At 70.5% G+C, this 10,234-nt stretch carries 10 protein-coding genes and 1 pseudogene; 10 read left to right on the top strand and 1 reads right to left on the bottom strand.

Going from position 1 to position 10,234, the window contains the following annotated elements:
* Positions 1-43 precede the first annotated feature (43 nt).
* Positions 44-862 (top strand): pyrroline-5-carboxylate reductase, encoded by an 819-nt coding sequence (gene proC, locus KBX43_RS28425; protein WP_210888241.1) that lies wholly within the window; start codon positions 44-46, stop codon positions 860-862.
* 3 nt (positions 863-865) lie between these two features.
* On the opposite strand, the gene KBX43_RS28420 is transcribed toward proC, so the two are convergent.
* Positions 866-1,588 carry a YoaK family protein gene (locus KBX43_RS28420; protein ID WP_233514631.1) on the bottom strand — a complete coding sequence of 241 codons (723 nt, stop codon included), beginning with the start codon at positions 1,586-1,588 and terminating at the stop codon, positions 866-868.
* Positions 1,589-1,938: 350 nt separating this feature from the next.
* Here KBX43_RS28420 and KBX43_RS28415 point away from each other — a divergent pair, with 350 nt between their 5' ends.
* The 9 genes and pseudogenes from KBX43_RS28415 to KBX43_RS28375 all read left to right on the top strand — a co-directional run bounded on the left by KBX43_RS28415 (position 1,939) and on the right by KBX43_RS28375 (position 10,128).
* Complete coding sequence (locus KBX43_RS28415; RefSeq protein ID WP_013287657.1) at positions 1,939-2,241, top strand: urease subunit gamma; 303 nt, start codon at positions 1,939-1,941, stop codon at positions 2,239-2,241.
* A gap of 43 nt (positions 2,242-2,284) precedes the next feature.
* Positions 2,285-2,620 (top strand): annotated as a pseudogene (locus tag KBX43_RS28410) (urease subunit beta); the annotation flags it as partial.
* A gap of 184 nt (positions 2,621-2,804) precedes the next feature.
* Entirely contained in the window at positions 2,805-4,523 is a 1,719-nt protein-coding gene (locus KBX43_RS28405; protein ID WP_043329421.1) for an urease subunit alpha, read from the top strand.
* 59 nt (positions 4,524-4,582) lie between these two features.
* Complete coding sequence (gene ureE / locus KBX43_RS28400; RefSeq protein WP_013475749.1) at positions 4,583-5,146, top strand: urease accessory protein UreE; 564 nt, start codon at positions 4,583-4,585, stop codon at positions 5,144-5,146.
* Between the two features lie 17 nt (positions 5,147-5,163).
* Positions 5,164-5,841, top strand: a complete 678-nt coding sequence (locus KBX43_RS28395; RefSeq protein ID WP_307851614.1) for an urease accessory protein UreF — start codon at positions 5,164-5,166, stop codon at positions 5,839-5,841.
* A gap of 30 nt (positions 5,842-5,871) precedes the next feature.
* Complete coding sequence (ureG, locus tag KBX43_RS28390; RefSeq protein ID WP_013287653.1) at positions 5,872-6,501, top strand: urease accessory protein UreG; 630 nt, start codon at positions 5,872-5,874, stop codon at positions 6,499-6,501.
* Positions 6,498-7,421: an urease accessory protein UreD gene (locus KBX43_RS28385; protein ID WP_166457812.1), complete on the top strand. Its 924-nt coding sequence runs from the start codon at positions 6,498-6,500 to the stop codon at positions 7,419-7,421. The genes ureG and KBX43_RS28385 overlap by 4 nt, the downstream gene beginning before the upstream one ends.
* Positions 7,422-7,439: 18 nt before the next feature.
* Positions 7,440-8,510: an urea transporter gene (yut, locus tag KBX43_RS28380; RefSeq protein ID WP_064445195.1), complete on the top strand. Its 1,071-nt coding sequence runs from the start codon at positions 7,440-7,442 to the stop codon at positions 8,508-8,510.
* Positions 8,488-10,128 carry an ammonium transporter gene (locus KBX43_RS28375; RefSeq protein WP_069089008.1) on the top strand — a complete coding sequence of 547 codons (1,641 nt, stop codon included), beginning with the start codon at positions 8,488-8,490 and terminating at the stop codon, positions 10,126-10,128. Before yut ends, KBX43_RS28375 begins: the two co-directional genes overlap by 23 nt.
* The last annotated feature ends 106 nt before the right edge of the window (positions 10,129-10,234 follow it).

Genomic DNA, 10,234 nt, shown 5'->3' with positions numbered 1-10,234 from the left:
CCCCCCCCGCCACGCCCACGTGACCCGGGAAGGGGTACGGCTGATGGCACGCGAGGTGCACACGGTCGCGGTGATCGGCGCCGGCAAGATCGGTGAGCTGATGCTGTCCGGGCTGCTGCGCTCCGGCTGGCCGGTGGAGCGGCTGCTCGCCACCGCGCGCCGCCCGGCCCGGGCGAAGGAACTGGCCGACCGCTACGGCGTACGGGTGGTGGACAACCTCACCGCGGTGACCGAGGCCGAGGTGCTCGCGGTGTCGGTCAAGCCGCAGGACGCCGCCGCGCTGCTGGACGAGATCGGCCCGAAGGTGCCGGCGGACAAGCTGGTCATCTCGCTGTGCGCCGGCCTGCCGACGAGCTTCTTCAACCGCCGGCTGCCAGAGGGCACCCCTGTGGTCCGGGTGATGACCAACACCCCGGCGCTCGTCGACCAGGCGATGAGCGCCATCTCGGCGGGCGCGTACGCCACCGGCGAGCACCTGGCCCTGGCGGAGGAGATGTTCTCCCCGCTCGGCTCGACCGTCCGGGTGCCCGAGTCGCAGCAGGACGCGGTCACCGCGCTCTCCGGCTCCGGCCCGGCCTACTTCTACCTGCTGGTCGAGGCGATGATCGACGCGGGGATCCTGCTCGGCCTGCCGCGCCAGGTGGCGCACGAGCTGATCGTGCAGACCGCGATCGGTTCGGCGGTGATGCTGCGCGACTCCGGCGAGCACCCGGTGAAGCTGCGCGAGGCGGTCACCTCGCCGGCCGGCACCACCATCTCCGCGGTCCGCGAGCTGGAGAACCACGGCGTACGCGCGGCCATGCTGGCGGCGCTGGAGGCGGCCCGGGACCGGGCCCGGGAACTCGCCGCCCAGGCGGACTGACGCTCAGCCGCGACGCGACGCCGGCCGCGGATGCCGCCGGAGCAGCAGGATCAGCACGGCCAGGGCGAGCGTCCCCCACAGTGGCACCCAGCGGGGCCGGTGCTGGGCGAGCGTGCCGACCGCGCCACCGACGCTGTAACTGACCAGGGCGAGCAGCCCGAGCAGGGTGCCCCGCCGGGCCCGGGCCCGGCCGGCGGCGGGGCCGAGCAGCCAGCGGGCGGCCCGCTCACCGGTCTTGGTCGTGGTGCCCGACTGGTAGGTGATCGGCGTGGCGATCCCCGTGGTACGGCTCGCCAGCGTGGTCAGGCTGCCCATGGCGGCCGCGCCGGCGGCGGCGAGCAGAACCCGGGACGCCGTGCCGTCCCGGCCGTACGCGAGCGCCAGGTTGAGCGCCGCCCAGACGATCATGGCGGCCTCGGTGACCGCGATGTCCACGAGCGGCGCCGCCGTCGGCCCGGTGCGGCCGCGGAGCAGGCTGACCAGCCCGGCGGCGGTGGCGAACGCGACGATCGACGCCGCGGAGACGGGCCACGTGGAGTGCCCGCCGGCGGGCCCCATGCCGAGGAAGATGGCGTTTCCGGACTGGTTGGCGACGAACGCGCCGTATCGCAGGAACGCGAAGGAGTCCAGCGCGCCGGCGGTGACGACGGCGAGCACCAGCGCCGCGAGCGGGCGCCGGAACTCGCGGTAGGAGTCCGCGGGGTCGTACGGCGCCGACCGGTTCACCCGTCCCCCGTTCGTGTGCAGGAGCAGCCCGGCAGTTTCGCTGTCGGGCCGCCGCGGCGAACCTACTATATGTCGCATATGTAGGGTTTAGGGCGCTTCGCAACGCGGCGACCGGACGCGCGGCCGGCCGCTGGGGCGCCGGGTACCTGATCACGCAGTTCTTCCTGAGCCTGCTCGACGCGCTCGGTCGCTCGGGCGTGTTCGCGCTGTTCGCCGCCGACTACGACCGGCGGCGGCGGGCGCACGCCGGTTCCTGAAATCTCCCTGAATGGCTGCGGCTGCACCAAACCGCTCTTACCGTTACGGAATAGCTGAAACCGTACAAAGCGTGCGGACGAAGGGATCGCGAAGTGCATCTCACGCCGAAGGAATTCGACAAGCTGACGATCCACTCGTTGGCGATGGTCGCCAACGCCCGCAAGGCGCGCGGGGTCAAGCTCAACCACCCCGAGGCCGTGGCGGTGATCTGCGCCGCGGCGCTCGAGGGCGCGCGCGAGGGCAAGACCGTCGAGGAGGTCATGAACGACGCCAGCCACGTGCTCACGGCCGACGACGTGATCCCCGGCGTGGCGGACATGATCCCGATGCTCCAGGTCGAGGCGGTCTTCACCGACGGGTCACGGCTGATCACCGTCCACTCACCCATCCAGTAGAGCAGCGACCGGAGGCCACGGTCTCCGGCAGAGCGGGGGCGACATGGCGAAGCAACACCCGGGACCGAACTCCAAGCACCTTCGGCCCATCGGCGGCTACAAGCTCAGCGACCAACCTCTGGAACTCAACGCCGGGCGGCCGGTGACCGAGGTGGTCGTGCACAACACCGGTGACCGGCCCATCCAGGTCGGCTCCCACTTCCACTTCTTCGAAGCCAACCGTTTCCTGGAGTTCGACCGCCCGGCGGCGTTCGGCAAGCGGCTGAACATCCCGGCCACGACCTCGATCCGGTTCGAGCCCGGCGACCGCAAGACAGTGCAACTGATCCCGTACGGCGGCTCCCAGCGGGTGTACGGCTTCAACGGACTGGTCCAGGGCTGGACCGGCGACGGGCCGATCCCCGGATACCGGCCGGACCGGGCCGAGGCGCTCCACCAGGCCCAGACGCGCGGCTTCAAGACCACGTCGCAGGACCAGGACCAGGGCAAGGGTCAGGACCAAGGCAAGGGCAAGGGCAAGTAGCCCGCCACTCTCAGACGCGCCAGAGCTGGAGCGATAACGCATGAGTCAGATCTCACGGCAGGAATACGCCGGAATGTACGGCCCGACCACGGGCGACCAGATCCGGCTGGGTGACACCGACCTCTACATCGAGATCGAGAAGGACCTGCGGGTCCTCGGTGACGAGGTCATGTACGGCGGTGGCAAGACCCTGCGCGACGGCATGGGCAGTGCCAGCCAGGCCACCAGCGCCGAGGGCGTGGTGGATCTGGTGATCACCAACGTGACAATCGTCGACGCGCTGCTCGGCGTGGTCAAGGCGGACGTGGGGATCAAGGACGGCAGGATCGCCGGGATCGGCAAGGCCGGCAACCCCAACATCATGGACGGGGTGACCCCGGGCCTGGTGACCGGACCGGGCACCGACGCGATCTCCGGTGAGCACCTGATCCTGACCGCCGGCGGCATCGACGCGCACGTCCACCTGGTCACTCCGCAACAGGTGTACGCCGCGCTCAGCAACGGCGTCACCACCCTCTGGGGCGGCGGCACCGGGCCCAGCGACAGCACCAACGGCGTCACCATCACGCCCGGCCCGTGGAACATCCACAACATGATGCGGGCCTTCGAGAACCTGCCGATCAACATCGGCCTGCTGGGCAAGGGCAACAGCAGCGGCCGGGCGCCCCTGGTCGAGCAGATCATGGCCGGGGTGCCCAGCTTCAAGATCCACGAGGACTGGGGCGCGCCGCCCGCGGTGATCCGGTCCTGCCTGGCCGTCGCCGACGAGTACGACGTCCAGATCAGCATCCACACCGACACGCTCAACGAGAGCGGCTACATCGAGGACAGCATCGCCGCCTTCGAGGGCCGGACCATCCACACGTTCCACACCGAGGGCGCGGGCGGCGGGCACGCGCCGGACATCATCAAGGTCGCCGGCCAGATGAACGTCCTGCCCGCGTCGACCACGCCCACAGTGCCGTACGGCATCAACAGCCAGTCCGAGCTGTACGACATGATCATGGTCTGCCACAACTTCAACCCGAAGGTGCCCTCGGACGTCGCCTTCGTGGAGAGCCGGATCCGCACCGAGACCATCGCCGCCGAGGACGTGCTCCTCGACGAGGGCGTCATCTCGATGATGCAGAGCGACTCGCAGGCCATGGGCCGGGTGGGGGAGACCTGGCTGCGCACCGTCCAGCTCGCCGGGCAGATGAAGAACGCCCGCGGCAAGCTGGCCGAGGACTCCGACGCCAACGACAACTTCCGCGTCCTGCGCTACGTCGCCAAGATGACCATCAACCCGGCGATCACCCAGGGCGTCTCGCACGTCATCGGCTCGGTCAGCCCGGGCAAGCTCGCCGACCTGGTGCTCTGGGAGCCCGCGTTCTTCGGCACGAAGCCGAAGATGGTGCTCAAGGGCGGCATGATCGCCTGGTCGATCATGGGCGACCCGAACGCCTCGCTGCCCACCCCGCAGCCGGTCTACTACCGGCCCATGTTCGGCGCCACCGGCTCCCAGCTCGCCAAGAACTGCGTGACGTTCGTGTCCCGGGCCGCGCACGAGTCCGGTGTGGCCGAACAGCTCGGCCTGCAACGGCAGGTCATGCCGGTCTACGGCTGCCGCAACCTGACCAAGCGCGACATGGTGCGCAACGACCGTACGCCGAAGCTCGAGGTCGACCCGGAGACCTTCGCCGTGAAGATGGACGGCGTGCACGCGACCGTGCCGGCGGCCAAGAACCTCCCCCTCAGCCAGCTCTACTTCTTCAGCTGACCCGGCGTGGCACCCGCCCCCGGCCGGGCCGGCGGCGGGGTCGCGTGAAAGGAGAACACATGCTCGTCGAAACGGTACTCGGCAACGTGAACGAGCCGGCCTGGACCGAGCGGCTCCGGGAGGCCAAGGTCGACGACCTGGTCCTCGACCAGTGGGACGCCCAGAAGAGCCGGCTGCGCCGGACCACGAGCCTCGGCACCGAGCTGGCGCTGTCCCTGGCCCGCGGCGTACGGCTGCGCGACGGCGACGTGCTCGCCTGGGACGACGCCACGGCGACCGCTGTGGTGGCCCGGATCGCGCTCGGCGAGGTGATGGTCGTGCACCTCGACACGCTGCACGGCGAGTCGCTGGACATGGTGATCCGTTCCGCCGTCGAACTCGGCCACGCGATCGGCAACCAGCACTGGCCGGCGGTGGTGAAGGGCACCAAGATGTACGTCCCGCTGACGGTGGACCGCAAGGTCATGGACTCGGTGATGCGGACACACGCGTTCACCGGCCTCACCCACGAGTTCATCCCCGGCACCGAGATCATCGCGTACCTGGCCCCGCACGAGTCGCGGCGGCTGTTCGGCGGGGCCGACTCGACCCCGCACACGCACCTGCCCGCCGACCTGAACTGAGGGCCGGGGTGTCCACGGTGACCGAGGCCCTGAAGCTGCTCCAGTTCGGCGACTCGGTCTTCCCGGTCGGCGCGTTCTCCTTCTCCAACGGGCTGGAGACGGCGGTCGAGCACGGCGCGGTGCACGACCGGACCACGTTGCAGGAATTCGTGCGGACGGTCACCCGTGCCGCCGCCACCGGTGACGGGGTGGCGCTGCTCGTGGCGCACCGCGCCGCGCGTGCCGGTGACCTGGACCGGATCCGGGCGGCCGACGAGGCCGTACACCTGCGCAAGATCAACGAGGAGACGCGGACGATGACCGTCCGCATGGGGCGCAAGCTGGCCGAGGCCGCCGAACGGGTGGTGGGGGAGTCCCTGCTGCGCAAGCGCGTCGCGGAGAGCAGCGCGGGCGTCCCGGTCACCTACCCGGTCGCGCTCGGCGTGCTCTTCGCCGAACTCGGCGTGGGCGAGGCGGACGCGTTCGCCGCCCACCAGTACGGCGCGGCCTCCATGGTGCTCGGCGCGGCGGTCCGGCTGATGCGGGTGGACCACCTCGACACCCAGTCGATCCTCTTCGCGGTGAACGAGCGGGTCGGCGAGGACTACGAGGAGGTGCGCACCGCCGGGCTGGACGACATGCAGAGCTTCGCGCCGCACCTCGACGTGCTGGCCGGCGCGCACCAGCACGCACACGTACGCATGTTCATGAGCTGAGCGCTCACCCACTGAAGGGCTTCTTCGAAAATGAAATCAGCGAGTCGGATCGGCGTCGGCGGCCCGGTGGGCAGCGGCAAGACGGCCATCATCGAGGCCGTCGTGCCCCGCCTGGTCGAGCAGGGCCTGCGCATCCTGGTCATCACCAACGACGTGGTCACCACCGAGGACGCCAAGCACGTCCGCCGCGCCCTGACCGGCGTACTGGTGGAGGAGCGCATCGTCGGCGTGGAGACCGGCGCCTGCCCGCACACCGCCGTCCGCGAGGACCCCAGCATGAACCTCGCGGCGGTGGAGGACATGGAGGCGCGGTTCCCGGACAGCGACGTCGTGCTCATCGAGAGCGGCGGGGACAACCTCACGCTCACGTTCAGCCCCGCGCTCGTCGACTACTTCATCTACGTGATCGACGTGGCGGCCGGCGACAAGATCCCGCGCAAGAACGGTCCGGGCATCTCCAAGTCCGACATCCTCGTGATCAACAAGACCGACCTGGCCCCGTACGTCGACGCCGACCTGGACGTGATGGCCCGCGACGCCGAGCTGATGCGCGGCGGCAAGCCGTTCGTGTTCACCAACTGCAAGACCGGCGAGGGCATCGACGACCTGGTGGACCTGGTCCGCCGCAACGCGCTGTTCGACGCCGAAGTGCTGGCATGACCACCCTGGACTCCGTCCGGGAACTCGCGCCGTACCAGGACCAGCCGGCGCAGCTGCCGGCCGCCGCGAACGGCAAGGTGGGCATCCTCCGGCTGGGGTTCGAGTGGCGCGAGGACCAGGACCGGACCATCCTGCGCGACGTCTTCCGGCAGTCGCCGCTGCTGGTGCAGCGCGCGCTGTACTGGGACGAGGAGATGCCGGGCCTGCCCTGCGTCATGATCCTCACCACCTCGGGCGGCGTGCTCCAGGGCGACCGGCTGAGCATCGACGTCGACCTGGGGCCGGGCGCGCAGGCGCACCTGGTCACCCAGGCCGCCACCAAGATCCAGGAGATGGACGCCAACTACGGCACCCAGACCCAGAGCTTCACCCTGGCGCAGGATGCCTACCTGGAGTTCCTGCCCGAGCCGGTGATCCCGTTCCGGCGCAGCCGGTTCGTCTCCGACACCGTGGTCCGGCTCCCGGAGACCGCGACAATGCTGTACGCCGAGGTGCTCCAACCCGGCCGCAAGTACTACCGCGACGGCGAGATCTTCGCGTACGACCTGTTCTCCACCACGCTGCGGGCGCACCGGCCCGACGGACGCCCGCTGTTCGTGGAGAAGTTCGTCATCACTCCCGGCCGGTTCCCGGTGACGCGGATCGGCATGATGGACCGCTTCCACGTCTTCGGCAACGTCGTGCTGCTCACCGACCCGGACCGGGCGGCCCGGGTCTTCGAGCGGACCGCGACGCCGGTGTGGGACGAGCGGACGCCGCTGGCCACCGCCGTCAGCCGGCTGCCCAACGACGCCGGCCTGGTGTTCAAGGTGCTCGGGCAGGAGACCGAACCGGTCCGCGCCGCGGTACGCGCGTTCTGCACTGCCGCCCGCGAAGAGGTGACCGGCTGCACCTTCCCGCCGGTCTTCAGCTGGCGTTGAGGCGAGGAGAACAGCGGCATGGCCGACATCGGACGTGGCTGGCACCGGCTGGCCGACCGGAACCCGGCGGTCGGATTCGTCGACGCGAGCCTGCGCGGCGCCGCGCAGGTGGTGCTCCAGAACAATCCGCTCAGCGGCCTGCTCATCCTGATCGCGCTGGCCTGGGGCGCGTTCGAGAACGGAACGCCCCGGGTGTTCGGCGGCGGCGTGCTCGGCCTGGTCGTGGGCACCGCGACCGCGCTGGCGCTGCGGGTCGACATGTCCAGCTGGCGCAAGGGCCTGTTCGGCTTCAGCCCGCTGCTGACCGGCCTCGCGGTGCCCACGTTCCTCGACCAGCGCCCGCTGATGTGGCTCTACCTCGTGCTCGGCGCGATCGGCACGGTGGTGGTCACGCTCGCCCTCAACGCCGTGTTCAAACGCTGGAACCTGACCGCCTACACGTTCCCGTTCGTGCTCACGACCTGGTTCCTGCTGATGGCGGCGTACCAGTTCGACAGGTTCACGGTGCTCACCAAGCTGACCCCGAAGTTCCCCGGTGAGGGATCCCTGACCCGCGGCACGTTCGACTGGGGCCTCATCCCGGTCTTCTTCAAGGGCGTGTCCCAGGTCTACCTGATCGAGAGCTGGGTCACCGGCCTGCTCATCCTCGTCGCCCTGCTGATCAACTCCCGGTGGTCGGCGCTGTTCGCGGTGATCGGCGCCGTCGGCGCGACACTGCTGGCGCTCTGGTTCGGCGCCGACGGCGCGTCCCTGGACAAGGGGCTGTTCGCCTTCAACGCGGTGCTGACCGCGATCGTGGTGGGCGCTGTGGCGCACCGCCCCGGCGCGCTGGTCACCGTCTACACGCTGTTCGGTATCGCGCTGACGCTGTTCGTGCAGATGGCGCTGACCACCATGCTCACCCCGCTCGGCATCCCGGTGCTCACCGGGCCGTTCAACATCGCCACCTGGCTGTTGCTGCTGCCGGACCGGCACTTCGCGCCGGTGCCCAACCACGAACGGGTCAGGGACACCGTGATGCACACCGTCCGCGACTCCGTCCACCTGCGAGAGAAGGAGGGAAACCGTGTCCGCTCCGAACGCGGGTGACACCGCCTGGGTGCTCGTCTGCGCCGGCTTGGTCCTGTTCATGACACCGGGGCTCGCCGCGTTCTACGGCGGCATGGTCCGCACCCGCAACGTCCTGGCGATGTTGCAGCAGAACATGATCGCGCTGGGCGTGGTCAGCCTGACCTGGGTGCTCGTCGGCTACACCATCGCCTTCGGCGACGACGCCGGCAGCGGACTGTTCGGCAACCTGGAACTGTTCGGGCTCGCCGACCTCAAGGTGCCGCCCGCGCCCAACCTGCACGTGGTCGACGGCCGGATCACCATCCCGACGCTGGCGTTCGTACTGTTCCAGATGATGTTCGCGGTGATCACGCCGGCGCTCGTCACCGGCGCCACCGCGGGCCGGCTGCGTTTCGGCGGCTGGGTGCTGTTCCTCGCGGTCTGGTCGGTGGTGGTCTACGCGCCGATCGCGCACTGGCTCTGGCATCCCGGCGGATGGCTGGCGAAGTTCGGCACCCAGGACTGGGCCGGCGGTCTCGTCGTGCACGCCAGCGCCGGCGCCGCCGTCCTCGCCGTCCTGCTCGTCGTCGGCCGCCGCCGGAACTGGCCGCACACCGCCGCGCCACCCAACTCGATCCCGCTGACCATCGTCGGCGCCGGCATCCTCTGGTTCGGCTGGTTCGGCTTCAACGGCGGCGACGGCCTCCAGGCCAACGGCCTGGCCGCGCAGGCCGTCCTCAACACGCACCTGGCCGCCGCCGCGGCGATGCTCGTCTGGCTGGCGCTGGAGCGCGTCACCGACGGACACAGCACCGTCGTGGGCGCGGTCTCCGGCGCGGTCGCGGGCCTGGCCACTGTCACCCCGACCGCCGGGTACGTCAACGCGGCCTCGGCCGTCGCGATCGGCGCGCTGGCCGGCCTGGTCTGCCACTTCGCGCTGAAGCTGAAGTACCTGCTGCGCCTCGACGACGCGCTCGACGTGCTCGCCGTGCACTTCGTCGGCGGCATGCTCGGCACGCTCCTGCTCGGCCTGTTCGGCAACCGCGGGGTCAACCCGCTCGGCGCGGACGGGCTGTTCCTCGGCGGCGGGGGCGGCCTGCTGTGGCGCCAGCTCGTCGGCGTGGTGAGCGTGGTCGCGTTCTCGTTCGTCCTGACCTGGCTGATCGCCGCCGGGGTGCAGGCACTCATCGGCCTGCGTGTGCCGCCGGCCGATCAGGAACGCCTGGACCAGGCGCAACAGGGCGCCGACGCCTACCACCTGGGCGGGGTCACCAGCCTGACCGCGCCGGGCGCGCCCCGCCGCCGTGCCGCGGCGGCGCCGGCCGGCGAACCAGCAGTGCCACCAGGCCAGCGGGTACGGGTGGTCACCGCGCTGCTGGAACCGGATCCGGCGGCGAACAGCGCCGACCTGCGCGACGCCCTGCTTGCCGCCGGCGCGATCTCGGTGATCGTCAGCGACGCCGCCGTGGCGACGACGACACCGCAGGCGAGCCTGCTGCCGCGTGGTTACTGGCAGGACCAGCCCCTCGCCGCCCGGCTGCGGGTCACGGTGCTGGTGGGTGCGGACGGGGTGGCGGCGGTGCTGGATGAACTGGACCGGATGGGGGCCAGGCGGAGCGACACGTTCGTGCAGGAGGCGGAACGCGTCCAGTCCTGACGGTCCGTCGACCGATGCCGGCGGACAGCTCACCGGAGAAAGTCACGACAGGCCCTCGTGACCTGTGTGGGATCGTTCTGGTGCCACTCAATCAACAGCGGCTGAT

The organism is Micromonospora sp. C41 (assembly GCF_018070485.1).
GTDB classification, from domain to species: domain Bacteria; phylum Actinomycetota; class Actinomycetes; order Mycobacteriales; family Micromonosporaceae; genus Micromonospora; species Micromonospora chalcea.
The sequence above is the reverse complement of the archived record's forward strand: the minus strand, read 5'-3'. Positions and strand labels throughout refer to the sequence as shown.

What these genes read in the sequence shown, in the direction of transcription:
- proC (WP_210888241.1), top strand. Translation starts at nt 44, where the DNA reads ATGGCACGCGAGGTGCACACGGTCGCGGTGATCGGCGCCGGCAAGATC.
- KBX43_RS28405 (WP_043329421.1), top strand. Translation starts at nt 2,805, where the DNA reads ATGAGTCAGATCTCACGGCAGGAATACGCCGGAATGTACGGCCCGACC.
- ureE (WP_013475749.1), top strand. Translation starts at nt 4,583, where the DNA reads ATGCTCGTCGAAACGGTACTCGGCAACGTGAACGAGCCGGCCTGGACC.
- ureG (WP_013287653.1), top strand. Translation starts at nt 5,872, where the DNA reads ATGAAATCAGCGAGTCGGATCGGCGTCGGCGGCCCGGTGGGCAGCGGC.
- KBX43_RS28385 (WP_166457812.1), top strand. Translation starts at nt 6,498, where the DNA reads ATGACCACCCTGGACTCCGTCCGGGAACTCGCGCCGTACCAGGACCAG.
- yut (WP_064445195.1), top strand. Translation starts at nt 7,440, where the DNA reads ATGGCCGACATCGGACGTGGCTGGCACCGGCTGGCCGACCGGAACCCG.